Raw genomic sequence first — 24,056 nt, 5'->3', positions numbered from 1 at the left:
CACGGCCGCTAATTTAACTGGCCATTCTCGTTCGGGGGGCGCTGTAAAGTCAAAGTGGTCTTGGGGGTTGCTTTTACCGCCGCGCCAAGCGGTGGGGGGGTCGGCACGGTGGCCGTATTTGCGGGCGACTGGACCGATGCGATCCTGATGCGCATCACCGACATCTTTCTCGCCTTTCCGAAGCTGATCCTGGCGCTGGCCTTTGTCGCGGCGCTCGGCCCCGGCATCGAAAATGCCGTGCTTGCCATCGCCATCACCTCGTGGCCGCCCTATGCCCGCATTGCCCGCGCCGAAACGCTGACGGTGCGCAATTCCGATTATATCAAGGCGGTGCAATTGATGGGCGCCTCGCCGTTTCGCATCGTGCTTCGCCACATCATGCCGCTGTGCATCTCCTCGCTGATCATCAGGGTGACGCTCGACATGGCCGGCATCATCCTGACCGCGGCCGGCCTCGGCTTCCTCGGCCTCGGCGCGCAGCCGCCGCTGCCGGAATGGGGCGCGATGATCGCGTCGGGCCGCCGCTTCGTGCTCGACCAGTGGTGGGTTGCGGGCGCGCCGGGCTTTGCCATCCTCATCGTCAGCCTCGGCTTCAACCTGCTCGGCGACGGCCTGCGCGACGCGCTCGATCCCCGAAGCGGTGACCAATGAGCACGCTTCTCGAAGTCAACGACCTGCGCGTTACCTTCCCGACGCGCACCGGCCTGATCGAGGCAGTGCGCGGTGTTTCCTTCTCGCTCGGCCGCGAGCGGCTCGGCATCGTCGGCGAGAGCGGTTCGGGCAAGTCGCAGACCGGCCGCGCCATCATGGGCGTCACCCCGCCGCAGGCCGAGGTGACCGCGAAGACGCTCGCTTTTGACGGCATCGACCTGCTGGCCGCCTCGCCGCGCGAGCGCCGCGCGCTGCGCGGCAAGCGTATCGCCATGATCCTGCAGGATCCGAAATATTCGCTCGACCCGGTGATGAGCATCGGCCGCCAGATCGTCGAGACGCTGCGCACGCATGAGAAGGTCTCCAAGGCCGAAGCCCGCGACCGTGCGCTGGCCATGCTGGAGGCTGTGCAGATCCGCGATCCGGCCCGTGTCTTCGACCTGCATCCGCACGAGGTTTCCGGCGGCATGGGCCAGCGCGCCATGATCGCCATGATGCTGATCGCCGGGCCGGAAATGATGATCGCCGACGAGCCGACCTCGGCACTCGACGTCACTGTCCAGCTCGACGTGCTCGGCATCCTCGACCGGCTGGTCAGCGAGCGCGGCATGGGGCTGATCTTCATCTCGCACGATCTGCGCCTGGTCTCGTCCTTCTGTGATCGTGTCATCGTCATGTATGCCGGCAAGGTGGTCGAACAGCTCAAAGCCTCGGAGCTCGGCCGCGCCCAGCATCCCTATACGCGCGGCCTGCTCAACTGCATGCCCAAGATCGGCGCCGACCGTCACCCGCTGCCGGTGCTCGACCGCAAGCCGGAGTGGGCGGCATGACGGCAGCCCTTTCCGTCGACAGGCTGGAGGTGGTCTTCGACCGCTTCCGCGCGTTGAAAGGCGTCAGCCTCGAGGTCGAATCCGGTGAATCCTTCGGCCTGGTCGGCGAGTCCGGCTCCGGCAAGTCGACGTTGCTCAGGGCAATCGCCGGCCTGGCGCCGGCCGCATCTGGCACCATCGCCGTCAACGGCAAAACGCTCGGCGTGCGTCGCGACAAGGCGTTTTACCGCGAGGTGCAGATGGTCTTCCAGGACCCGTACGGTTCGCTGCACCCGCGCCAGACCGTCGACCGCCTGCTGCAGGAGCCGCTCGCCATTCACGGCTTCGCCGACGGCGAAAAGCGCATCCAGCGGGCACTCGACGAGGTCGGCCTCGGCACCGGGTTCCGTTTTCGCTATTCGCATCAATTGTCCGGCGGTCAGCGCCAGCGCGTGGCGATCGCCCGCGCCCTGATTCTGGAACCGTCGATCCTGCTGCTCGACGAGCCGACCTCGGCGCTCGACGCTTCGGTGCAGGCGGAGGTGCTGAACCTGCTGGAAGAGATCAGGCGCCGCCGCAAGCTGACCTTCCTGATGGTCAGCCACGACCTAGCCATCATCACCCACATGTGCGAACGGCTGATGGTGATGCAGAACGGCGAGGCGATGGAGAATCTGACCGCGGACGATCTTGTCGAACGCCGTGTCACCAAGGATTATACGCGCAATTTGCTGAGGGCCAGCGAGGGGTTCGTGAGGACGTAGTTTAACATTCCAGGTCGCGCTCTGTCGCGCCCCCCTCTGTCCTGCCGGACATCTCCCCCTCAAGGGGGGAGATCATTCGCTCTACCGCTTTCGCCAATGACAAACGCCGGAAGGCTGGCGAGGCAACTGAAACTGCCAATCTCCCCCCTTGAGGGGGAGATGTCCGGCAGGACAGAGGGGGGCGCGAAGGAACTCAACTTCCGCCTTAGGCCCCGCTACCCTCCACAATGGCACTGCTATCTCCCGCCTCGCCCTCCGCCTCTTTCGGCTCCTTGACCTGAACCACGCCGAATAGCACGCCGGCAGGAACAGCAGCATGATCGCTGCGCCGGCGATAGTGCCGGCCATCATCGCGTAGCTGCCGGACCGCAGGCCCAATCGCCCGCCGCCAGTGCCAACTTGAGGAAAACCTGAAATAAGCCCAGAAGAGTCTCAACAGCCATCAAACGAGAGCGGGCGCCGGCCCGGTGAGGGGTACGATGACAAATTCAGCCATTTCCGAACGCAAGAGCCAGTCGATTTCGCGCGGCGTCGGCATGACCACTCAGATCTATGCCGATCGCGCCGAAAACTCGGAGATCTGGGATGTGGAAGGCCGCCGCTACATCGATTTCTCGTCCGGCATCGCCGTCGTCAACACCGGCCACCGTCACCCCAGGGTGATCGAAGCGGTCAAGGCGCAGCTCGACCGCTTCACCCATACCTGCTACCAGGTCGTGCCCTACGAGAGCTATATCCGGCTGGCCGAACGGCTGAACGGCATGCTGCCCGGCAAGTTCGACAAAAAGACGATTTTTGTCACCACCGGCGCCGAGGCGGTTGAGAATGCAATCAAGATCGCCCGCAACGCCACCGGCCGGCCGGCGGTCATCGCTTTTTCCGGCGGCTTCCACGGACGCACCTTCATGGGCATGGCGCTGACCGGCAAGGTCGTGCCTTACAAGGTCGGCTTCGGCGCCATGCCGGCGGATGTCTTCCATGCGCCGTTCCCGGTTGCGCTGCACGGCGTGTCGGTCGCCGATTCGCTGGCTGCGCTCGACCGGCTGTTCAAGGCCGATGTCGATCCGGCCCGCGTCGCCGCGATCATCGTCGAGCCGGTGCAGGGCGAGGGCGGCTTCTACGAGGCGCCGCGCGATTTCATGACCGCATTGCGCAAGATCTGCGATCAGCACGGCATGCTGCTGATCGCCGACGAGGTGCAGACCGGCTTTGCCCGCACCGGCAAGATGTTTGCCATGGACCATCACGAGGTGGCGGCCGACATCACCACCATGGCCAAGAGCCTGGCCGGCGGCTTCCCGTTGGCGGCGGTCACCGGGCGTGCCGAGGTCATGGATTCGCCGAACCCCGGCGGACTCGGCGGCACCTATGGCGGCAGCCCGATCGGCGTCGCCGCGGCGCATGCCGTGCTCGACGTCATCGACGAGGAGAAGCTCTGCGACCGGGCCAACACGCTGGGCAACCGTCTGAAGCAGCGCCTGCAAGCGATCCGCGACGAAGCCCCGGAAATCGTCGATATCAGAGGCCCCGGCTTCATGAACGCGGTCGAGTTCAACGATGTGGCGAAGGGGCTGCCGTCGCCGGAACTCGCCAATGCGGTCCGGCTGAAGGCGCTCGACAAGGGCCTGATCCTGCTCACCTGCGGCGTCTACGGCAACGTCATCCGCTTCCTCGCGCCGATCACCATCCAGGACGGAGTCATGAACGAGGCGCTCGACATCCTGGAAAGTTCGATCCGCGAGGCCCGCGCTGCCTGAGCGATACGATTATCCTGCCGCGCGGGCCGGCTCTGCCTGCTGGAAGGCGGCGAGCGCGGCCTTCAGCCCGTCGGGCCCGGTCGCGACAGTCTGCGGCGACGGCGAAAAGCCGGCGCCGAGCATCTTGCGGCCAAGCATGTGGTCGCCGGGCCGGTTGACCGATTCGATGCCGAGCAGCCGGCTTCCGGCATAGTGGTAGATCGAGAATTTGTTCTCGGCCACGTCGCCCAGCACGACATGGCTGTCGCCGCCCGCAATCAGGCCGACCATCTGCAGCTTCATGTCACCGATATCGGACCAGAACCACGGCACTGCCGAGTAATTGTCGGTGTGGCCGGCGATGGTGCGTGCGGCGAGCCGCGCCTGGTCAGTGGCGTTCTGTACCGATTCCAGCCGCACATCGCCGCCGGTGAACCAGTGCCGGTAGGAGGCGGCATCGCCGATGGCGAGGATTTCCGGCACCGACGTGCGCATCTGCTGGTCGACGCGGATGCCGTTGGCGATGGCAATGCCGGCGGCTTCGGCCAATTCGACATTCGGCACGACGCCGATACCGATGACGACCACCTGCGCCGGCAATCTCTCGCCAGATGAGGTGATTGCAGCCGAAACACGGCCGTTCTCGCCCTCCAGCCGTTCGATGGTGGTGCCGGTAAGAATGCGCACACCGGTGGCCTCCAGCCGCTGGCGCACATGGCCGGCGATGACCGGTGCCACGGCGCGGCCGAGCAGCCGGTCGACCGCCTCGACCACCGTAACCTTGCGGCCTGCCGCGGTGAGCGTCGCGGCAATCTCCAGGCCGATGAAGCCGCCGCCGAGGATGACGACCTCCTCGCTTTGCGCGCTCAATTCGCGGATCAGGCGGGCATCGCCGAGCGAGCGCAGCGACACAACGCCAGAAAGCTCCGAACCCGGCAGCGGCAGCAGGCGCGGCCGCGCGCCGGTGGCGAGGATCAGCCGGCCGAACGGCAGCACGCCGCCGCCCGATATCTCCAGCCTGCGGCCGCCTACGTCGATCCGCTCGACCCGGATGCCTGGCCGGAAGTCGATGGCGCTGCCGGTATAAAAAGCCTCGCCGCGCAACGGCTGCGGCTTTGCTTGCTGATCCTTGATGAAGGTCTTCGACAGCGGCGGCTTGTGGTAGGGCAATTCGTTTTCGTCGCCGACCAGGATCACCGGGCCGTCATAGCCTTCTTCGCGCAGGCTGGCGGCCGCTTGCACGCCCGCATGACCCGCACCGACAATGACGACCCCGTTCTTCATAACAGCCCGATTCCTCATCCAAATCTAGGACGTCTCGCCAGGTGGCGATTGTCCGGCGCCGCCGCAAGAGCGCCGATCCGGGTCGCACCCGGAACGGCCGCCTGTCAACTGCGTCATGCGCCGGCATTCCTCATACGTCGGTGTTAAAGTTGACAGTTCTAGTTTAGAATAATTCTAAACTATTGTTTCAATTGAATTTTTTCTATGCCACCAGTTGACATCCGGCGTCTTCGCCGTTTTATGGAAGCTCGCGCGTCAGCGCATCCCTTTGATGTCTGGGCCTTGAACCCTTTCGATTGGAGGCATTTCGGTGTCTTTCTTCCGCGAACCGCGCGATGGCGCGACCCTTCTTTGCCCGCTGGCAACTGCCCGCCGCGGCGCCGGCATTTCATTGATTCCCGAGGAGAGACAATCATGAGAACGATGATCACGGCGCGGTATGGCGGCAGGCTTGCGGCGATCGGCGCCACCGCGATGCTGACGGCGGCCGTGTTCGTGCTGCCGGCCAAGGCGCAAACCGATGCCAAGGCGGTCATCAAGACCTATTCCGACATTGCGCTCGCCAAATACGAGGATTCGCTGATCACGGCCGAGGCGCTCGACAAGGCTGTCGATGCGCTGCTCGCCAAGCCATCTGCCGAAACGCTGAACGCCGCCCGCGAGGCCTGGAAGGCATCGCGCGTTCCCTATCAGCAGACCGAGGTCTATCGCTTCGGTAATGCCATCGTCGACGACTGGGAAGGCGAGGTGAACTCCTGGCCGCTCGACGAAGGCTTGATCGACTATGTCGCCAAGAGCTACGGCACCGAGTCGGACGCCAACGTGCTCTACACCGCCAATGTGATCGCCAACAAGTCGATCGAGATCAACGGCAAGAAGGTCGACGCCACCGACCTGACGCCGGAGTTCCTCTCCGGCACCCTGCAGGAGGCCGGCAGTATCGAGGCCAATGTGGCGACCGGCTATCACGCTATCGAATTCCTGCTTTGGGGTCAGGACCTGCACGGCACCGGTCCGGGCGCCGGCGAACGGCCCTACACCGACTACGACCTCGCCAATTGCACCGGCGGCAATTGCGACCGTCGCGGACAGTATCTGAAATCGGCGAGCGACCTTCTGGTTTCCGATCTAAAGGATATGGTCGACGACTGGAAGGAAGGCGGCGCCGCCCGCAAGAACCTTGTCGATGGCGAGCTGAACGCCGCCATTTCGACCATCTTCACCGGCATGGGCTCGTTGTCCTATGGTGAGCTCGCCGGAGAGCGGATGAAGCTCGGCCTCTTGTTGCACGACCCGGAAGAGGAGCACGATTGCTTCTCCGACAATACCTACAACTCCCATCTTTACGATGCGATCGGCATCCGTGCCGCCTATCACGGCAGCTACAAGCGGCTCGACGGCACTGTCGTCGAGGGGCCGTCGGTGGCCGACATGGTCAAGGCGGCCGACCCGGCGGTTGACAAGGAATTGTCGGACAAACTGGACGTCACCGTCGCCAAGATGGAGGCCATCAAGGCGCGGGCGCTTGCCGGCGAGGCCTATGACCAGCAGATCGGAGAAGGCAACACGGAAGGCAATGCCACCGTGCAGGCGGCGATCGACGCGCTGGTCGATCAGACCAAGTCGATCGAACGCGCCGTCGGCACCCTGAAGCTCAATGCGATAGCCTTCGAGGGTTCGGACAGCCTCGATTCACCGGACAAGGTGTTCCAATAAACTATCGAAACCACCAGCCACACGCCGCAACGAAGCGCCGTTAGCCAGAGCGACAAATGCTGATCTGCCATTGCAACATCATCACCGAAAAGGAGATAGAGCAGACGATCGTCGGACTGCTGGATGAGGACCCCTGGCAGCTGATCGTGCCGGCCAAGGTCTATCACGCCATGCACAAGCGCGGTCGCTGTTGCGGCTGCTTCCCAAATGTGGTCGAAACGATCATTCGGGTCACCGAAAATTACCATGCCCGCTCGGCGGCGAGTGGCGTGGACATCGTTTCACACCTGGATCGCGTCAGAGGCCTACGCGTCCAATACGGGAGCAGAACCCATGAAAGGCGAACAGCAGATCATAGAGCGGCTTAACGAGGCTCTGTTTCTGGAACTTGGGGCGGTCAATCAATACTGGGTGCATTTCCGGCTGCTGGAAGACTGGGGATACGCCAAGCTAGCGAAGAAGGAACGCGCTGAATCGATCGAGGAAATGCACCATGCCGACCGGCTCGTGGCGCGCATCATCTTCCTCGAGGGCCATCCGAACCTGCAGTCCGTGGCGCCGCTGCGCATCGGGCAGAATGTCAAGGAAGTGCTCGAATCCGATCTTGCCGGCGAATATGACGCGCGCACCGCCTACAAGCGTTCGCGCGAGGTTTGTAACGAAGCAGGCGACTACGTGACGATGAAGCTGTTCGAGGAATTGCTGGCTGACGAGGAAGGTCACATCGACTTCCTCGAGACGCAACTCGACCTGCTCGCCTCGATCGGCGAAGAAAAGTACGGCCAACTCAACGCAGCGTCGGCCGACGAGGCGGAATAAGGACATGCCGGAATGCGGCGCCCCCTAGATTTCATGCGCCGCTTGCGGCCGGCCGAGCATTGTGGCCTGCCGCCTCAGAAGAAGCCGCGATACGGTATCCTTCGCGGCGCCTTTCTTGCCGTGGTGGCGACGCTCACAGCCTCGGCGCTGGCCGGGGCGCCGCAACCGGCGGGGCTTGCCACCAGCCGCACGGATCTGACGCCGAAGGATCTGGCGCGCGTCATCGCCATCACCAGGCCGACCAGCGATTTCTCCAAGCCCGAGCAATTCGAGCTGATGCAGGGCGGCGCCGGCACCTCGAAGAAGGACGTCAACAAGGACGCCTTCTCGCAATCCTCTGCCAACATCAGCTTCGAGGAAGAGGGTACCTTCAAGCTCGGCAACGCCATTTTCCGCAAGAATTGGGTGTCCTCGCCATCCTCGACACAAGCCTCGGATGGGCTCGGCCCGTTGTTCAACGAGCGCGCCTGCCAGAACTGTCATCTGAAGGACGGCCGCGGCCATCCGCCCCAAGGCGACAGCGGCACCACCTCGATGTTCCTGCGCCTGGCAAGGGAAGCCAGTACCGAGGAGGAGAAAGCCGCGCTCGCCGATCACAAGGTGCTCAACTTTCCCGACCCGGTCTATGGCACACAACTTCAGGAGCTAGCCGTTCCCGGCCTGCAGGGCGAAGGCAGGATGCATGTCGATTATCAGGAGCAAAAAGTAAAACTGGCGGACGGCAGCGTCGTGTCGCTGCGCAAGCCGAGCTATTCGGTCGACGGTCTCGCCTACGGGGCGCTCGATCCACACACCACGCTGTCGCCGCGCATGACGCCGCCGATGATCGGCCTTGGCCTGGTCGAGCAGATCGCTCCTGCCGACATCCTTACGCGTGCCGATGCGGCCGACCGCGATGGTGACGGGATTTCCGGCAGGCCAAACATAATACGCGACGCCAGCAGCGGTGAACTGACGCTCGGCCGTTTCGGCTGGAAGGCGCAGGCGGCATCGATCCGCCAGCAATCGGCCGACGCTTTTGCCGGCGATATCGGCATTTCGACGCCTGAGGTGCCGAAGCACTGGGGCGATTGCAGCGCCGCGGAAAAGACCTGCCTTGCCCAACCTAACGGTGTACAGGAGCGCCTCGGTCCGGTCGAAGCGCCGCCGCCGGTCATGGACCTCGTGACCTTCTATTCGCAAAACCTTGCCGTGCCGGCCCGGCGCGATCTCGACAGACCGGACGTGCTCGCCGGCAAAAAACTGTTCTACGATATGGGCTGCATCTCTTGCCATACGCCGAAATTCGTCACCCGTCGCGGCACCCCGAACAAGGCGCAGGCCTTCCAGCTGATCTGGCCTTATTCCGATTTCCTGCTGCATGACATGGGACCCGGCCTTGCCGACGGACAGGCGGTGGGCGAGGCCACGGGAAGCGAATGGCGCACGCCGCCACTGTGGGGCATCGGGCTCACCCAGACCGTCAGCGGCAACACCTTCTTCCTGCATGACGGGCGCGCACGAAGCCTGGCCGAGGCGATTCTGTGGCATGGCGGCGAGGGCCAGAAGGCGCGTGACCGCTTTGCCGCTGCCGATGCGGCCGACCGCGCCGCGCTGATCAAGTTTCTGGAGTCGCTCTGATGCGGAAGCGTCTTGCATTCGCTCTGATGCTGGTCCTCGCCGGTGCGCTGCCGGCATCCGCGGCGGTGAAGGCTTCGGATGTGATCCAGCGGGCGATCGACGGCTTCGTCCGCCCGGCCTATGCCAGACTGCATGACCATGCGGACAGCTTGGCCAAGACCATGCACGCGCTTTGCCAAGCGCCCTCGCGAGACAATCTCGATGCGGCACGCGCCGAATTCTCGGGTGTCGTGGATGCCTGGTCGGTGGTGGAAATCATCCGTTTCGGGCCGATCGCGGAAAACAACCGGCTTGAGCGCATGCTGTTTTGGCCGGACCGCAAGAGCATCGGCCTGAAGCAGGTGCAGGCGGCACTTGCCGGCAAGGATCCGACAGCCGCCGATCCGGCCCAGCTGGCTACAAAGAGCGTCGCCATGCAAGGGCTCGGCGCACTGGAATTCGTCCTCTACGGCGACGGAGCCGGTCAATTGGTCGGCAGGGACGACGCCTATCGCTGCGCCTACGGTGCGGCCATTGCCGGCAATGTCGAGACGATTGCCGGCGAGGTTGGCGATGACTGGAACGAGCCCAACGGCTTTGCCGCGCTCTGGGCCAATCCGGGTCCGCAGAACGCGCTCTACCACCACGGAACTGAAGCGGTGACCGAACTGGTCGGCGTCTTCATCAACGAGCTGGAAATGGTCCGCGACGTACGCCTGAAAGGCTTCCTGGGCGCCAAGCCGGAGGCCGACAAACCGAAACAGGCGATCTATTGGCGCTCGCAAAACACCGCCCGCTCGCTGACCGGGAATCTGGCCGGCATGGACACGCTGTTCCAGGCCTCGCAGCTTGGCGACGCGCTGCCGCCCGATGCGCGCTGGATGGCAGAATCGGTCCACATCCAGCTCACCAACGGGATCGAGGCGGCCAAGGCGATCAGGGGACCGATCGACAAGGCACTTGCCGATCCGGCGCTGCGCCAGAAGCTCGACTATTTCTCGCTGGTGACATCCAGCCTGACGACCCTGATCGGCACCAGGCTGACCGCCGAATTCGGCCTGACCGCCGGGTTCTCGTCATTGGATGGCGACTGATCATGAGGACGCCGCTGATCGATCGGCGCGATTTCCTGAGGGCCGCCGGCGCTGGTTTCGTAGCGGCGATGGCGCCGTCGGCCTGGGCAAAGACACTCGACGCCGACGCGGTCTTCGCCACCGCTTTCGTCAAGCGCGACGGCAGCTATGGCGCGGCCGTCCTGTCCGAGGCCGGCAAGTTGTTGCACACGATCGATCTGCCCGATCGGGGTCACGACGTTACCTTCGACCCGGTGTCCAAGCGTTCGGTGGTGTTTGCCAGGCAGCCGGGCACCTTTGCTGTCGTCTTCGACCATACCGGCCGCGGTGAACCGCGCACCATTGCCAGCGTTGCCGGCCGGCATTTCTTCGGCCATGGCGTGTTCTCGGCCGATGGCACGCTGCTCTACGCAACCGAGAACGATTTCGACAATGCCGCCGGCGTCGTCGGCGTCTATGACGCGCATGCGAAATTCAAGCGCATCGGCGAGTTCCCGACCTACGGCACAGGCCCGCACGAGCTGTTGCTGCTTTCCGACGGCAGGACGATTGCTGTGGCCAATGGCGGCATCGAGACGCATCCGGATTATGGCCGCGCCGAGCTCAACATCGCAACGATGAAGCCTTCCTACGTTCTGGTCGACCGCCTTACCGGAGATCTCACCGAAAAGCACGAATTGCCGCCGGCGCTGCACCAATTGTCGATCCGCCATATGGATGCCGACCGGTCCGGCACCGTCTGGTTCGGCTGCCAGTACAGGGGGCCGGGTACCGATCGTCCCCCGCTGGTTGGCCGCGCGCCGCGCGGCAAGGACTTGCAATTGCTCGATATGTCGCAGGATGTGCTCTCCGGCTTCAGGAATTATATCGGCTCGGTCGCCGCCAACCCTGCCGCCGGCACCATCGCCGTGTCTTCGCCTGAGGGCAATTCGCTTGCCGTGATCGACGCGGCCAGCGGCCGCATCGTCGCCACCAAGGCGCTGGTCGAGGTTTGCGGCGTTGCAGCCGATGGGGAAAGCTTCATGGCGACGACCGGCGCCGGCGATATCGTCGAGTCCGGTGGCTCGATACGTTCCGAGCCGGACTATGTCTGGGACAATCACGTGCTGCGTATCGAGCAGGTCGGCTAGTCCCGATACCTATTGTGGCGATTGCGTGCGTTGGAACTTACATTCTTGGACCCGCGCCGAAGCCAAGTCGCCTGACGATTTATCCATTATTCCCTTGCGGGGATCAGCCCTGGCGGGCAGAGGGAAGTTGTTTTCGAAACTGTCTCAACCGGCCGCTTCATGAAATTGCTTGCCATCGACTGTGCCGCCAATCTCTGCGCCGCCTGCGTCTACGACGCGGCGGCCGGGAAAGAACTCGGCCGTTCGGTGCTCGATCTCGGTAAGGGTCATGCCGAGCATCTGATGGGTGTCATCGAAAAGGCGTTGGGGACCAGCAGAACCGACTATTCCGGCCTCGGCGCCATTGCCGTTTCGACGGGTCCGGGCTCCTTCACCGGTCTGCGCGTCGGCGTCTCGGCGGCGCGCGGCCTTGCGCTGGCGCTGAAAATCCCGGCGATCGGCGTGACGACTCTGGAGGCCCTGGCGGCGCAAGCGAGAGCGGCATTTCCCGGTCGCGCCGTGCTCGCCGCGCTCGATGCAGGTCGCGAGGAGATCCATGCGGCACTTTACGATGAAGCATCCGTTTTGATTTACGGTCCCTCGGTGACCACGCTCTCGCAAGCCGCCGCCAAGGCGGTTGACAGCTCCGCGGTTCTGGCCGGTACGGCGGCAACGCAAATTGCCGCCTCGGCCGGGCGCGCCTTCGACGTCGGCGCGACAGCGGCCACCGCCGACATCGCCGTCTATGCCCGGCTGGCCGCCGCCCAACGTGCCGGTAAAAAGGGCGAGGGCGAAAAGCCGAAACCACTCTATCTGCGCGGCGCCGACGCAAAGCCTCAGGCAGGCTTTATTCTATCGAGGCAAGACCATGATCCCAAAAAGTGGAAACCGGTTTTGGGAAAAGATCATGGTCCAAACGGAAACAAGTCCTGATGCGCATTCCTTTCCTCCAGTCGCGCCGCAGGGACTATGCGCTCGAGCCGTTGACGGTTGCCGATAGCGCGGCCATGTCGGTGCTGCATCGCGAGGATTTCGCGCGGCCGTGGACCGACGACGAATTCGCCGCGCTGCTCGAGCAGGACACGGTGTTCGGCTATGCCGCGCGCGAGACCGGACAGGGTGCCAAGCCGCCGGTCGGCTTCGTGCTGGCGCGGCTCGCGGCCGGCGAGGGCGAGATCCTGACGGTCGCGGTGGCACGCTCGCATCGGCGCCGGGGGCTCGGCTGGCAATTGATGGATGCGGTGCTGCGCGAACTGCACGCACAGCGCGCCGAGGCGCTTTTCCTCGAGGTCGACGAGACCAATGTCGCCGCGATCGCGCTCTACCGGCGGTTCGGCTTCCGCGAGGTCGGCAAGCGCGCCAACTATTACAAGTCGCCGGAGCACGGCCCGACCGGCGCGCTTGTCATGCGCCGCGATCTTCGCTAGCCAAACGCCGGGGTGGTGCGGATGATCGGAAAAATCAGGATTTTCCTGGCCCTGGGGCTGGTTGTCGTCGGCTCGCTGGTGCTTGTGCCGCTGCAGATATTGTCGATGCGGACCGGGCTCTGGCGCGAGACCTTCATCCTGAAAATCTGGCACAGGATGATCGTCAGGACGCTGGGGCTGCGCATCCATGTCAAGGGGACTCTGTCCGAACAACGCCCATTGCTGGTTGCGTCCAACCACATCTCCTGGACCGACATCATGGTGCTGGGGTCGATGGTCGACGTGACGTTCATCGCCAGGGCCGACATGGCCGGCTGGCCGTTGATCGGCATGCTGTCGAAGCTGCAACGCACGGTCTTCATCGAACGTGAGCGTAAGCGTTCGTCGGGCGACCAGGCGAGCGAGATCGCCGGCCGCATGGCCAAGGGCGACGCCATGGTGCTGTTTGCCGAAGGCTCGACCGGCGACGGCAACATGATCCTGCCGTTCAAGAGCACGCTGTTCGGCGCCGCTACAATGGCGATTGCGGAAGGGGCGGCCGAACAGGTCTTCATCCAGCCGGTGGCGATCGTCTATACGCGCCTGCATGGCGTGCCGCTCGGCCGCCGGCATCGGCCGGTTGCCGCCTGGATCGGCGACGAGGAGCTGATGCCGCACCTCAAGGTGCTGATGGCCGAGGGCGCCCTCGACGTCGAGGTGCATTTTGGCGAGGCGATTGCTTTCTCCAAGGGCTCCAGCCGCAAGGAGACAGCAAAGCAGATGGAACGCCAGGTACGCGAGATGGTACAAGCGGCGCTCGCCGAACCGCGTCCGAGCCGGTAGGCTGCGCAGGTTCCGGCCAGATTCGTCTGTTTTTTGTCGGGGAAAGGCGCTAGAAGCCGCGAAATGGAATTGAACACGATAGAACGCGACGACATCGGCGCTGCCGCCGAAGACCTGGTCGTTCCGCCTGCCGCGACCAGAAAGGTCTTCGTCAAGACCTATGGCTGCCAGATGAATGTTTACGATTCGCAGCGCATGACCGATGCGCTGGCGGCCGACGGCTATGCCGCGACAGACGCTATCGGCGAGGCCGATCTGGTGCTGCTCAACACCTGCCACATCCGCGAGAAAGCGGCGGAAAAGGTCTATTCCGAACTTGGGCGCATCCGTGAGTTGAAGGCCGAGCGTGCAAAGGCCGGGCGCGAAATGCTGGTCGGCGTCGCCGGCTGCGTGGCGCAGGCCGAGGGTGCCGAGATCATCCGCCGCTCGCCGGCCGTCGACCTGGTCATCGGCCCGCAGACCTACCACCGGCTGCCCGGTGTGCTGGCGAGGGCGCGTGGCGGCGAAAAGATCGTCGAGACCGACTATGCCGTCGAGGACAAGTTCGAGTATCTGCCGCAGCCGAAGCGCGCCGAACTGATCAGGCGCGGCGTGACGGCGTTCTTGACCGTTCAGGAAGGCTGCGACAAGTTCTGCACCTTCTGTGTCGTGCCCTATACGCGCGGCTCGGAAGTCTCGCGGCCGGTGGCACAGATCGTCGCCGAGGCCGAGCGCCTGGCGGATGCCGGCGTGCGCGAGCTGACGCTGCTCGGCCAGAACGTCAATGCCTGGCATGGAAGAGGCGAAAACGGCGGGGAATGGGGCCTTGGCCGACTGCTGTTCAGGCTGGCCGAGATTCCAGGCCTGGCGCGGCTGCGCTACACGACCAGTCATCCGCGCGACATGGAGGATGAATTGATCGCCGCCCATCGTGATTTGCCGACGCTGATGCCCTATCTACATTTACCGGTGCAGTCCGGCTCCGACCGCATACTCAAGGCGATGAACCGCAGGCATATGGCCAAGGACTATCTGACGTTGATCGACCGCATCCGTGCCGCACGGAACGACATCGCACTGTCCGGCGATTTTATTGTCGGCTTTCCCGGTGAGACGGAAGCGGATTTCGAGGCGACCATGCAGTTGGTCGAAGACGTCAACTATGCCTCGGCCTTTTCGTTCAAATATTCGCCGCGCCCCGGCACGCCGGGCGCCGAGATGAGCGATCACGTGCCGGAGGCCGTCAAGGACGAGCGCCTGCAGCGGCTGCAGGCGCTGCTGCTGAAACAGCAGCAGGATTTCGGCACCAGCCTGGTCGGCAGGACCATCGACACGCTGATCGAAAAGCCGGGCCGCCAGGCCGGCCAGAAGGTTGGCCGCTCGCCCTGGCTGCAGCCGGTTATTGTTGATGAAAAGGCCGGCGAAATCGGTGACATTATCCAGGTACGAATCACGAAGACGGGCTACAACAGCCTGTTCGCCGAATTGGCCTGAAGGTCTCGGCAGATGAGGAGAGACGGTTGAGCGCTGCTGAAGTGAAGAACCTGCCCCAGAACCTACCCTCGGGGGCCTCGGATATCGCGCACATCGTACTGACTTTCGACAACAACAAGCTTGCCAGCGCCCTTTACGGCCAGTTCGACGAGAATCTGGCCCGACTCGAGCAGAAGCTCGGCGTCGATATCCGCTCGCGCGGCAATCAATTGACCATCAAGGGCTCTTCCTCGGCCGCCGAGCAGGCACGCCGCGCCTTGGACAATCTTTACGGCATTCTGCAGAAAGGCACCGACATCGGCCAGTCCGATGTCGACGGCGCCGTGCGCATGGCGATCGCCAGCGACGACCAGCTGACGCTGCCGACGCTGGAGCGCAAGGGCAAGGTGTCCGCCGCCCAGATATCGACGCGCAAGAAGACCATCTATGCCCGCTCGCTCAACCAGGACGCCTACATGCGCGCGCTGGAGCGGTCGGAACTCGTCTTCGGCATCGGCCCGGCCGGCACCGGAAAGACCTATCTGGCGGTGGCGCATGCGGCAATGCTGCTCGAACGCGGCATGGTCGAACGCATCGTGCTGTCGCGCCCCGCGGTCGAGGCGGGCGAACGGCTTGGCTTTCTGCCGGGTGACATGAAGGAGAAGGTCGATCCCTATCTGCGGCCGCTCTATGACGCGCTCTACGACATGATGCCGGCCGACAAGGTCGAGCGGGCGATTGCCGCCGAGGTCATCGAGATCGCGCCGCTGGCGTTCATGCGCGGCCGTACGCTGGCGCACGCTGCCGTCATACTCGACGAGGCGCAGAACACTACGCCGATGCAGATGAAGATGTTCCTGACCCGCCTCGGCGAGAACTCGCGCATGATCGTCACCGGTGATCCGACCCAGATCGATCTGCCGCCAAACACCAAGTCCGGCCTGGTCGAGGCGCTGAGAATCCTCGACGGCGTCACCGGCATGGTGACGGTCCGCTTCAACGAAGGCGACGTCGTCAGGCATCCGCTGGTCGCCGAGATCGTCAAGGCCTATGACCGCGACGGCAAGCTGGCCAGGGGCCTGGGTGTCGAAAGCTGATATGATTATGCGGCCGCATGGCTGAGGAGCAAAAGGCGGGGGGGCCGCTTCCCGTCGAGATCGACATCGCGATCGAGGCGGGCGACTGGCCCGACGAGACGACGCTGACGCGGCTGGTCGACCACGCCGTCTCGGCCGGCTTTGCCGAAACCGGTGCCGACGGCCGTTCCGAGCTCAGCATCGTCTTTTCCGACGATGCCCATATCCGTACGCTCAATGCCGGCTGGCGCGGCAAGGACAAGCCGACCAACGTCCTGTCTTTTCCGGCTTTTCCGTTTGCCAGGGGCGGGCCTCTGCCGCCGATGCTCGGCGACATCGTGCTGGCCGCCGAGACTGTCGCGCGCGAGGCGGCACTGGAAGACAAGCCCATCGAGGACCATATCTCCCATCTCGTCATCCATGGCCTGCTGCATTTGCTGGGCTATGATCACGAAACCGATGCCGAAGCGGAACTGATGGAAGCGACAGAGCGCGCAGCACTTGCGAGGCTTGCCATTCCCGATCCCTACACGTAATTACAAAAGACCAATTGACCGGACGATGATGAACGACAAACCAGAGACTGCCGCCCGCTCCGACGCCGGCAGTGTGATCAAGCCTTCCGAAACGACGGAAGAGGGCTCGAGTCCGAGTACCTCGACCGGCAGCTTCGCCAGCGAGGCATCGCCTGCCGGTCCTTCCCTGTTTGATCGCGTGCTCGGGCTTTTCAGGCACCGCAACGGCACCAGCCTGCGCGAGGAGATTGCCGGTGCGCTTGCCGAAACGGCGAGCGATGCAGAATCCTTCTCGCCTGGCGAACGCGCCATGCTCAACAACATCCTGCGCCTGCGCGAAGTGCGCGTCGAGGACGTCATGGTGCCGCGCGCCGACATCGAGGCGGTCGAGATCACCACGAAGCTGGGTGATCTTCTGGGGCTGTTCGAGCAGTCCGGCCATTCCCGCATGCCGGTCTATTCGGAGACGCTCGACGATCCGCGCGGCATGGTTCATATCCGCGACGTGCTGGCGCACATCACCAAGGTCGCCCGCGTCAGAAAGGGCAGGACGACAAGGAAAACTCCGGTCGCGACGGTTCTCGATCTCGCTCAGGTCGATCTGGCGCGCACCATCGGCGATCTCAACCTGATCCGACCGGTGCTGTTCGTGCCGCCGTCGATGCTCGCCTCCGACCTGATGGGGCGGATGCAGACGACGCGGACCCAGATGGCTTTGGTCATCGACGAATATGGCGGTACTGACGGTCTCGTCTCGCTCGAGGACATCGTCGAGATGGTGGTCGGCGACATCGAGGACGAGCATGACGAGGACGAGCCGATGATTACCCAGGCCGGCGAAGGCGTCTTCATCGTCGACGGCAAGGCCGAGATCGACGACGTCGCCAAGATGATCGGCGAGGATTTCGCCGCCGGCGAGCACGGCGAATATGTCGACACGATCGGCGGCATGATCTTCAACACGCTTGGCCGGGTGCCGGCGCGCGGCGAAGTGGTGCAGGCCATACCCGGCTTCGAGTTTCATGTGCTCGACGCCGACCCACGCCGCGTCAAGCGCGTGCGCATCGTCGAGACCCTGAAGGGCGAGCGCCGCCGCCGCGCCGTCCGCACCGAGCAGGCTTGAAGGACGCGGCTTGCCCGATGCCGGTTGAGGACCCGTTCAAGCACTCGACTTAGGCTCCGGCGTCTTCTACCAGGATCCGCGGGCCGCATTGACATGGCTTGAAAAGGCTTTCGGCTTCGAGCCGAGCATGGTGGTCAGCGATGCTAATGGCAGGCTCGTCCATTCCGAGATGCGGTTCGGCGACGGCTATATCATCGTCGATTCCGAATGGGCCGACCATATAGCCAGCCCGGCTTCAGTTGCAGGCAAGAACACGCGCGCGATCCTGAAGGCCATGTCTGGACCTTTTCCCAGACTGTCGGCTCTGTCCCACGCGTAGAGGCTGAGCGGCTGGGCGGGCTGAAGATACAAGGCTGGCATCGATAGCTATGAGCGGACTAGGTCGCCCGGTTTGGAGCCAAGCCCGCAGCCTGATAAATCTTGCTTCCTGATTCGCACGACTCGGAAGCATAGATGGAGCGCCAGGCCGGCCGGATAATTCTGCTTTGGGGCTGGCGGCGCGCGCTAGTGGCGTTTCTTGCCGGGGCGCTGACGGTTCTTGCCCAGGCGCCTTACGATTTCTTCGCCGTCTGTTTCGTTTCGTTCCCGCTGCTGGTGTGGCTCCTCGACGGCGCGACCGGCGAAGCCTCGGACGGTTTTCTGCGGCGCTTGCGGCCGGCTTTCGCCACCGGCTGGTGGTTCGGTTTCGGCTACTTTCTTGCCGGTCTCTGGTGGGTCGGCTCGGCGCTGCTGGTCGAGGCCGACAGCTTTGCCTGGGCCTTGCCGTTCGCGGTGGTCGGCATCCCCCTCGCGCTGGCCCTCTTTTACGGTTTCGCTGCCGTGGTTGCCCGGCTGTTGTGGAGCAACGACATCGGGCGCATCGCCGCGCTCGCCTTCGGCTTTGCGCTGGCGGAATGGCTGCGCGGCTTCCTGTTCACCGGCTTTCCGTGGAATGCCGTCGGCTATGCGGCGATGCCGGTGCCTTTGCTGATGCAGAGCGTCTCGGTGACCGGCATGGTCGGCATGAACGCGCTTGCGGTCTTCGTCTTCGCGCTGCCGGCGCTGCTTGCGGCGCGCCAGCATCTTCGCCTCGGCGCGGCGTTGCTTGTCGTTCTCGTCGCCGCCCATGCCGGCTTCGGCTATATCCGGCTCGCCGCCCCCGAAAAGCCGGCCGCCCGCAGCCTTGACGTCCGTATCGTGCAGCCTGCCGTCGACCTTACGGAAAAATGGGATACCTCGGTGCGTGACCGTATCTTCGCCACCATGATGGGGCTTTCGGCCAAGGCGCCGGAACCCGGCCATGACAGGCCGCAATTGATCCTGTGGCCGGAGACGTCCGTGCCGTTTCTGTTCACCGAACGTCCGGATGCCCTGCCTGCGATCGGAGAGATGCTTGGCGATGGCCAGATGCTGGTCGCCGGCGTCGTTCGCGAGGAAGGCGGCTCGGCGGCCGGCAGCCGTTACTACAACTCTGTGGTGGCGATCGACGAAAGGGGCGAAATCGTCGATGCCGTCGACAAGGTCCACCTGGTACCCTTCGGCGAATACCTGCCTTTCGCCGATCTGCTCGGCCGCTTCGGGCTTGAGCAGCTTGTTGCCGGTCCAATGACCTTCGCGGCGGGCAATGAGCGGCATCCGATCGCGCTGCCCGGCGGTATCCGGGCGCTGCCGTTTATTTGCTATGAGGTCATCTTTCCCGATCTGGTCGCAGTTGACGCAACGTCAGCCGAGCTTATTGTGAACGTCACCAATGACGCCTGGTTCGGCGACACGCCGGGGCCGTACCAGCACTTCAGGCAGGCGCAGATCCGGGCGGTGGAGAATGGGGTGCCCCTGTTGCGCGCGGCTAATAACGGCATTTCGGCCGTTGTCGACCCGCGCGGTCGCATCGTCGACGCGCTGGCAATCGATGCACGCGGCGCGATCGATGTGCGTGTGCCGATCTCCAACCAAGCCGTCGTTTCCTCCGGCCAACGACGCATTAACGGAATGCTGATCATGTTTTTGCTTGCCGTTACGGCATGCATTTTGAACGTAAGGCAAAGGCTACGGGCGAATTGACAGCCGACACATTAGAAACTCATACTGTAAGCGCCCGAAAATTTTCGAAGTCGATAAGGTCGTTCTGTTGGGGCACGGGCCGCGGCGTCGTTTGGGCAGCAAAATAGAAAAAGCCGGAAAAATTCGGCGAGGAAAAAATGACAGAAGAAAACAAGAAAAAGCCGAATCCGATCGACATCCACGTCGGAAGCCGCATCCGGCTTCGCCGCAATATGCTGGGAATGAGCCAGGAAAAACTGGGTGAAAACCTCGGCATAACGTTCCAGCAGATCCAAAAGTACGAAAAGGGCACCAATCGCGTCGGCGCCAGCCGTTTGCAGGCAATCGCCTCCATACTCGGCGTCCCCGTCGCCTTCTTTTTCGAGGATGCGCCCGGTCAGGAGCCCGTGGGCAACCGTGGATTTGCCGAGGATGCTTCGATGACCTCCGCCGTCGAATTCTGCGGCAGCCCGGAAGGCCTCCAGCTGAATCGCGCCTTCGTCAAGATCGCCGACGTGAAAGTGCGCCGCAAGATCATCGAGCTGGTGAAGTCGCTTTCCACCGACGAAGTCGATTGACTGGCCCGTGAAGAGTTCAACAAGGAAGGGGTCGTCGTAGCTGGGCATGCAATTTCTCGCGGCTGCGCCATTGAGGGATGTTCATTCCGCAGATGCGCTGAAGCGCAGATCGATTTCGCTCGACACGCTTCCTCGAAGCCGTTTTCCTCAGTCTGTTGGTGCAAGGGCTGATCGCAGTGCGCCCTGCCGCCGTCTCGGGATGCAAAGATAATAACGTCAAAATTCATGCCAGAACGGCTGCATGGCTTGACGAGCGACGCCCGGCACCGTTAACAACTGGCGCGCCAAAATCGGCGGCCTGCCGATATTTTTTTCAAGAGGGGACACCCGTGACGCGGCACAATTACTTCTTCACCTCGGAATCCGTTGCCGAGGGCCATCCCGACAAGGTCTGCGACCGCATCTCCGACGAGATTGTCGATCTCGTCTATCGCGAAGCCAGAAAGACCGGCATGGACCCGTGGAAGGTCCGCGTTGCCTGCGAGACGCTTGCGACGACCAATCGCGTTGTCATCGCCGGCGAGGTGCGCGTCCCCGAGACGCTGCTCAAGAAGGACAAGGAGGGCAACGTCCTGAAGGATGCGGCCGGCCATCCGATTGTCAACCCGGCCAAGTTCAAGTCGGTCGCTCGCAAGGCGATCCGCGAAATCGGCTACGAGCAGGCCGGTTTCCACTGGAAGACAGCCAAGATCGAGGTCCTGCTGCACGGCCAGTCGCCGGATATCGGCCAAGGCGTCGATAACGCCTCCGACCGGCAAGGCGAGGAGGGAGCCGGCGACCAGGGCATCATGTTTGGCTATGCCTGCCGCGAAACCCCGGACCTGATGCCGGCGCCGATCTATTACAGCCACAAGATCCTCGAATTGCTGGCGGCTGCGCGCCATGAAGGCAGCGGTGATGCCGGCAGGCTTGGGCCGGATGCCAAGAGCCAGGTCACCGTCCGCTATGTCGACGGCAAAGCGGCGGAAGTGACGCAGATCGTGCTGTCGACCCAGCATCTCGATGAGACGTGGGATTCGAAGAAGGTGCGCAACGTCGTCGAGCCCTATATTCGCGAAGCACTGGGCGACCTGAAGATTGCCGACAATTGCAACTGGTACATCAATCCGACCGGCAAGTTCGTCATCGGCGGGCCTGATGGCGACGCCGGCCTGACCGGCCGCAAGATCATCGTCGACACTTATGGTGGGGCTGCGCCTCATGGCGGCGGCGCTTTTTCTGGCAAGGACACCACCAAGGTCGACCGCTCGGCGGCCTATGCGGCGCGTTATCTCGCCAAGAACGTGGTTGCCGCAAAGCTCGCCGATCGCTGCACCATCCAGCTTTCCTATGCGATCGGTGTCGCCCAGCCGCTGTCGATCTACGTCGACCTGCACGGCACCGGCAAGGTCGACGAGGCAAAACTCGAGCGTGCACTGCGCGCCGTGATGGACCTGTCGCCGTCCGGCATCCGCCGCCACCTCGATCTCAACAAGCCGATCTATGCCAAGACGTCGTCCTACGGCCATTTTGGCCGCAAGGCCGGCCGCGACGGATCCTTCTCCTGGGAGAAGACCGATCTCGCCAAGGCGCTCAAGGACGCTCTCGCCGAACCGGTCGCCGAAGCAGTCGCCGCCTAACCGCGGCGCCTATGGATCCGAAGGACCGGCCAAGCCGTGCGACCGAGGCCTTTTTCGGTCGCCGGCGCGGCAAGACCATTCGACCACAACAGGCAGCGGCGCTGGAGAGCGGCTTCGCCGCCTACAGGCTCGATCTGACGGTTGAACCGCCGGCCGACTTGCGCAGCCTTTTCGAAGCCGAAGTTTCGGCTGTCCAGCTCGAAATCGGTTTTGGCGGCGGCGAACATCTTCTGCACCGTGCTACGGCCAGCCAGGCGACCGGCTTTATCGGCGTCGAGCCTTTCGTCAACGGCATGGCCAAGATGATGATAGCGGTCCGGGAGCGGCCGCTTGCCAATCTGCGCGTCTATGACGACGACGCCACACGTCTGCTGGACTGGCTGCCGCAGGCTTCGCTTGACGGCATTGATCTTCTCTATCCGGATCCGTGGCCGAAGAAGAAGCACTGGAAGCGGCGCTTCGTCAGCCCGGTCAATCTCGACCGCTTCGCGCGCGTCCTGAAGCACGGCGGAAAGTTCCACTTTGCGTCCGATATCGACAGCTATGTGAACTGGACGCTCCTGCATTGCCGGGCGCACGACGCCTTCACGTGGCAGGCAAGCGAAGCAGCCGACTGGCACCGGCCCTATGATGGCTGGCCGGGGACGCGCTATGAGGCCAAGGCCATTCGCGAAGGCCGACGGCCCGCCTATCTCACCTTCGTGCGGAAATAAGCGGGAAATTAGAGCTGAGCACAAGGCGAGCGGGCCGAAGGCTCTCGGCGCTCACTTGGCTCAGAAGCGACGGATCTTGTCGAAGGCTGCCGGCTCCATGCCGAGATTGCGCAGATCACGCGCACGCGGCTTGCGACCGCTTTCCACAGCCCGCGACGCGGCTACGGCGCTGCCGAACACGCTAAAGACATCGCCTATGGCTGAAAAAAATCCACGATTGTTCATGATGGTACCCTTTCGAGCGCAGTGAGCGCTCCAATTGTGCAATGCAACATAGATAGTCGTGCGTGGCCGGTGCTCAAAGGGGGATCACTGCATGGGCGCCATGCATTTGGCGCAGCGCTGCGGACTCGGAGCCTTGCCGTCATGCAGGACGGGCTTGAAACGAGGACCACGATCGTCTATATCAGCTTCAAATTCTTGGTCGCTATGACGAAGAGTGGGTCCACCCGGTCCCGCTCTTTTTTATTACCTGCCGACCAACAGAAATCGAGTGACAGGACCGAATGACAGTGACGGCAAGCGAAGGCGACGACCGCATCATCCGCGAAAGCGGCATCGATGCGCGCATCGCGCTGATCGTTCAGCCGGTACTGCGCGCCATTGGCTTCCGCTTGGTACGTGTGCACCTGTCGGGCCAGAACGGGCTGACGCTGCAGATCATGGCCGAGCGCGAGGACGGCACGATGACGGTCGAGGATTGTGAAGAGGTCAGCCGGGCGGTGTCGCCGGCGCTCGATGTCGATGATCCGATCGAGAAGGCTTATCATCTCGAAGTGTCGTCGCCGGGCATCGACCGGCCGCTGGTCCGCAAATCGGACTTTGCAGCCTGGACCGGCCATCTGGTGAAGATGGAAACGTCGGTTCTCGTCGCCGACCGTAAGCGCTTCAAGGGCAAGATCGCCGAAAGCGACGCGGACGGTGTGCTGATCGAGCGTGACAAGGCCGCTTACGGCGAGGAGCCGACGGTACGTGTTCCCTACGATGCGATTGCCGAAGCGCGGCTGATTCTGACCGACGACCTTATCCGCGATGCGCTGTCGAAGGACAATCGGGCGCGCAAGGAAGCCAGGAAACGCCGCGGCGAACCCGAAGACGCACCAGAGGGTGCGGAAGACGAAACCGAACAGGAAATGTGATTGGGCTGCCGGC

The 24,056-nt window shown here is 63.4% G+C and carries 24 protein-coding genes and 1 pseudogene; 23 read left to right on the top strand and 2 right to left on the bottom strand.

All coding sequences use genetic code 11. The features are described from left to right. Positions 1–54: 54 nt before the first annotated feature. From NKI67_RS19340 to NKI67_RS19325, 4 genes and pseudogenes are all read left to right on the top strand, one after another. A pseudogene (locus NKI67_RS19340) lies at positions 55–651 on the top strand (ABC transporter permease); the annotation flags it as partial. After that, positions 648–1,481, top strand: a complete 834-nt coding sequence (locus NKI67_RS19335; RefSeq protein WP_023676876.1) for an ABC transporter ATP-binding protein — start codon at positions 648–650, stop codon at positions 1,479–1,481. The pseudogene NKI67_RS19340 and the gene NKI67_RS19335, both read left to right, overlap by 4 nt. Continuing rightward, positions 1,478–2,224: an ABC transporter ATP-binding protein gene (locus NKI67_RS19330; protein WP_023676877.1), complete on the top strand. Its 747-nt coding sequence runs from the start codon at positions 1,478–1,480 to the stop codon at positions 2,222–2,224. Before NKI67_RS19335 ends, NKI67_RS19330 begins: the two co-directional genes overlap by 4 nt. A 479-nt stretch (positions 2,225–2,703) precedes the next feature. Then, the gene (locus tag NKI67_RS19325; protein ID WP_023676879.1) at positions 2,704–3,981 is read left to right on the top strand and encodes a 4-aminobutyrate--2-oxoglutarate transaminase; all 1,278 of its coding nucleotides are present in this window, start codon (positions 2,704–2,706) and stop codon (positions 3,979–3,981) included. Positions 3,982–3,990: 9 nt separating this feature from the next. Here NKI67_RS19325 and NKI67_RS19320 read toward each other — a convergent pair whose 3' ends face one another. Beyond that, the gene (locus NKI67_RS19320) at positions 3,991–5,244 is read right to left on the bottom strand and encodes an NAD(P)/FAD-dependent oxidoreductase (RefSeq protein ID WP_023676880.1); all 1,254 of its coding nucleotides are present in this window, start codon (positions 5,242–5,244) and stop codon (positions 3,991–3,993) included. Positions 5,245–5,667: 423 nt separating this feature from the next. On the opposite strand from NKI67_RS19320, the gene NKI67_RS19315 reads away from it, so the two are divergent. From NKI67_RS19315 to trmB, 18 genes are all read left to right on the top strand, one after another. Continuing rightward, positions 5,668–6,960, top strand: a complete 1,293-nt coding sequence (locus NKI67_RS19315) for an imelysin family protein (RefSeq protein ID WP_031211806.1) — start codon at positions 5,668–5,670, stop codon at positions 6,958–6,960. A gap of 56 nt (positions 6,961–7,016) precedes the next feature. Continuing rightward, complete coding sequence (locus NKI67_RS19310) at positions 7,017–7,328, top strand: (2Fe-2S)-binding protein (protein WP_023676882.1); 312 nt, start codon at positions 7,017–7,019, stop codon at positions 7,326–7,328. Continuing rightward, positions 7,294–7,779, top strand: coding sequence for a bacterioferritin (gene bfr / locus NKI67_RS19305; protein ID WP_023676883.1), 486 nt, complete (start codon positions 7,294–7,296; stop codon positions 7,777–7,779). The genes NKI67_RS19310 and bfr overlap by 35 nt, the downstream gene beginning before the upstream one ends. 12 nt (positions 7,780–7,791) lie before the next feature. Next, positions 7,792–9,399: a di-heme oxidoreductase family protein gene (locus tag NKI67_RS19300; RefSeq protein ID WP_352646426.1), complete on the top strand. Its 1,608-nt coding sequence runs from the start codon at positions 7,792–7,794 to the stop codon at positions 9,397–9,399. Next, on the top strand, positions 9,399–10,472 hold the full coding sequence (locus tag NKI67_RS19295) for an imelysin family protein (RefSeq protein ID WP_023676885.1): 1,074 nt from the start codon (positions 9,399–9,401) through the stop codon (positions 10,470–10,472). Before NKI67_RS19300 ends, NKI67_RS19295 begins: the two co-directional genes overlap by 1 nt. 2 nt (positions 10,473–10,474) lie before the next feature. After that, on the top strand, positions 10,475–11,581 hold the full coding sequence (locus NKI67_RS19290; protein WP_023676886.1) for a DUF1513 domain-containing protein: 1,107 nt from the start codon (positions 10,475–10,477) through the stop codon (positions 11,579–11,581). Between the two features lie 159 nt (positions 11,582–11,740). After that, positions 11,741–12,493, top strand: a complete 753-nt coding sequence (tsaB, locus tag NKI67_RS19285; RefSeq protein WP_023676887.1) for a tRNA (adenosine(37)-N6)-threonylcarbamoyltransferase complex dimerization subunit type 1 TsaB — start codon at positions 11,741–11,743, stop codon at positions 12,491–12,493. After that, complete coding sequence (gene rimI, locus NKI67_RS19280; protein ID WP_023676888.1) at positions 12,493–12,987, top strand: ribosomal protein S18-alanine N-acetyltransferase; 495 nt, start codon at positions 12,493–12,495, stop codon at positions 12,985–12,987. The genes tsaB and rimI overlap by 1 nt, the downstream gene beginning before the upstream one ends. A 21-nt stretch (positions 12,988–13,008) precedes the next feature. Beyond that, positions 13,009–13,809, top strand: coding sequence for a lyso-ornithine lipid O-acyltransferase (olsA, locus tag NKI67_RS19275; protein WP_023676889.1), 801 nt, complete (start codon positions 13,009–13,011; stop codon positions 13,807–13,809). A 63-nt stretch (positions 13,810–13,872) separates the two neighbouring features. Next, positions 13,873–15,282, top strand: coding sequence for a tRNA (N6-isopentenyl adenosine(37)-C2)-methylthiotransferase MiaB (gene miaB, locus NKI67_RS19270; protein ID WP_023676890.1), 1,410 nt, complete (start codon positions 13,873–13,875; stop codon positions 15,280–15,282). A gap of 26 nt (positions 15,283–15,308) precedes the next feature. Then, positions 15,309–16,358 carry a PhoH family protein gene (locus tag NKI67_RS19265; protein WP_023676891.1) on the top strand — a complete coding sequence of 350 codons (1,050 nt, stop codon included), beginning with the start codon at positions 15,309–15,311 and terminating at the stop codon, positions 16,356–16,358. A gap of 17 nt (positions 16,359–16,375) precedes the next feature. Next, positions 16,376–16,873, top strand: a complete 498-nt coding sequence (gene ybeY, locus NKI67_RS19260) for an rRNA maturation RNase YbeY (protein ID WP_023676892.1) — start codon at positions 16,376–16,378, stop codon at positions 16,871–16,873. Between the two features lie 28 nt (positions 16,874–16,901). Continuing rightward, positions 16,902–17,975, top strand: a complete 1,074-nt coding sequence (locus NKI67_RS19255; RefSeq protein ID WP_023676893.1) for a hemolysin family protein — start codon at positions 16,902–16,904, stop codon at positions 17,973–17,975. Between the two features lie 88 nt (positions 17,976–18,063). After that, a complete protein-coding gene (locus tag NKI67_RS19250; protein ID WP_245274703.1) occupies positions 18,064–18,294 on the top strand; it encodes a VOC family protein in 231 nt (76 codons plus the stop codon). 134 nt (positions 18,295–18,428) lie between these two features. Beyond that, the gene (gene lnt, locus NKI67_RS19245) at positions 18,429–20,015 is read left to right on the top strand and encodes an apolipoprotein N-acyltransferase (protein ID WP_023676894.1); all 1,587 of its coding nucleotides are present in this window, start codon (positions 18,429–18,431) and stop codon (positions 20,013–20,015) included. A 137-nt stretch (positions 20,016–20,152) separates the two neighbouring features. Beyond that, positions 20,153–20,572 (top strand): helix-turn-helix domain-containing protein, encoded by a 420-nt coding sequence (locus tag NKI67_RS19240; protein ID WP_023676895.1) that lies wholly within the window; start codon positions 20,153–20,155, stop codon positions 20,570–20,572. 329 nt (positions 20,573–20,901) lie between these two features. Continuing rightward, complete coding sequence (gene metK, locus NKI67_RS19235) at positions 20,902–22,191, top strand: methionine adenosyltransferase (protein ID WP_023676896.1); 1,290 nt, start codon at positions 20,902–20,904, stop codon at positions 22,189–22,191. Positions 22,192–22,202: 11 nt separating this feature from the next. Beyond that, positions 22,203–22,904 (top strand): tRNA (guanine(46)-N(7))-methyltransferase TrmB, encoded by a 702-nt coding sequence (gene trmB, locus NKI67_RS19230; RefSeq protein ID WP_023676897.1) that lies wholly within the window; start codon positions 22,203–22,205, stop codon positions 22,902–22,904. 60 nt (positions 22,905–22,964) lie between these two features. On the opposite strand, the gene NKI67_RS19225 is transcribed toward trmB, so the two are convergent. Beyond that, on the bottom strand, positions 22,965–23,129 hold the full coding sequence (locus tag NKI67_RS19225; RefSeq protein WP_023676898.1) for a hypothetical protein: 165 nt from the start codon (positions 23,127–23,129) through the stop codon (positions 22,965–22,967). Between the two features lie 281 nt (positions 23,130–23,410). Here NKI67_RS19225 and rimP point away from each other — a divergent pair, with 281 nt between their 5' ends. After that, a complete protein-coding gene (gene rimP / locus NKI67_RS19220) occupies positions 23,411–24,043 on the top strand; it encodes a ribosome maturation factor RimP (protein ID WP_023676900.1) in 633 nt (210 codons plus the stop codon). Positions 24,044–24,056: the final 13 nt, after the last annotated feature.

The sequence above is a fragment of the Mesorhizobium sp. M0408 genome (genome assembly GCF_040321495.1).
GTDB lineage: Bacteria > Pseudomonadota > Alphaproteobacteria > Rhizobiales > Rhizobiaceae > Mesorhizobium.
This window is presented reverse-complemented; position numbering and strand designations above follow the sequence as displayed.

Coding starts and splice junctions, on each gene's coding strand:
- rimI (WP_023676888.1), top strand. CDS start 12,493: ATGCGCATTCCTTTCCTCCAGTCGCGCCGCAGGGACTATGCGCTCGAG.
- NKI67_RS19310 (WP_023676882.1), top strand. CDS start 7,017: ATGCTGATCTGCCATTGCAACATCATCACCGAAAAGGAGATAGAGCAG.
- trmB (WP_023676897.1), top strand. CDS start 22,203: ATGGATCCGAAGGACCGGCCAAGCCGTGCGACCGAGGCCTTTTTCGGT.
- NKI67_RS19240 (WP_023676895.1), top strand. CDS start 20,153: ATGACAGAAGAAAACAAGAAAAAGCCGAATCCGATCGACATCCACGTC.
- ybeY (WP_023676892.1), top strand. CDS start 16,376: ATGGCTGAGGAGCAAAAGGCGGGGGGGCCGCTTCCCGTCGAGATCGAC.
- olsA (WP_023676889.1), top strand. CDS start 13,009: ATGATCGGAAAAATCAGGATTTTCCTGGCCCTGGGGCTGGTTGTCGTC.
- NKI67_RS19255 (WP_023676893.1), top strand. CDS start 16,902: ATGAACGACAAACCAGAGACTGCCGCCCGCTCCGACGCCGGCAGTGTG.
- NKI67_RS19225 (WP_023676898.1), bottom strand. CDS start 23,129: ATGAACAATCGTGGATTTTTTTCAGCCATAGGCGATGTCTTTAGCGTG.
- rimP (WP_023676900.1), top strand. CDS start 23,411: ATGACAGTGACGGCAAGCGAAGGCGACGACCGCATCATCCGCGAAAGC.
- NKI67_RS19335 (WP_023676876.1), top strand. CDS start 648: ATGAGCACGCTTCTCGAAGTCAACGACCTGCGCGTTACCTTCCCGACG.
- tsaB (WP_023676887.1), top strand. CDS start 11,741: ATGAAATTGCTTGCCATCGACTGTGCCGCCAATCTCTGCGCCGCCTGC.
- NKI67_RS19290 (WP_023676886.1), top strand. CDS start 10,475: ATGAGGACGCCGCTGATCGATCGGCGCGATTTCCTGAGGGCCGCCGGC.
- NKI67_RS19320 (WP_023676880.1), bottom strand. CDS start 5,244: ATGAAGAACGGGGTCGTCATTGTCGGTGCGGGTCATGCGGGCGTGCAA.
- miaB (WP_023676890.1), top strand. CDS start 13,873: ATGGAATTGAACACGATAGAACGCGACGACATCGGCGCTGCCGCCGAA.
- NKI67_RS19315 (WP_031211806.1), top strand. CDS start 5,668: ATGATCACGGCGCGGTATGGCGGCAGGCTTGCGGCGATCGGCGCCACC.
- lnt (WP_023676894.1), top strand. CDS start 18,429: ATGGAGCGCCAGGCCGGCCGGATAATTCTGCTTTGGGGCTGGCGGCGC.
- NKI67_RS19300 (WP_352646426.1), top strand. CDS start 7,792: ATGCGGCGCCCCCTAGATTTCATGCGCCGCTTGCGGCCGGCCGAGCAT.
- NKI67_RS19330 (WP_023676877.1), top strand. CDS start 1,478: ATGACGGCAGCCCTTTCCGTCGACAGGCTGGAGGTGGTCTTCGACCGC.
- NKI67_RS19325 (WP_023676879.1), top strand. CDS start 2,704: ATGACAAATTCAGCCATTTCCGAACGCAAGAGCCAGTCGATTTCGCGC.
- bfr (WP_023676883.1), top strand. CDS start 7,294: ATGAAAGGCGAACAGCAGATCATAGAGCGGCTTAACGAGGCTCTGTTT.
- NKI67_RS19295 (WP_023676885.1), top strand. CDS start 9,399: ATGCGGAAGCGTCTTGCATTCGCTCTGATGCTGGTCCTCGCCGGTGCG.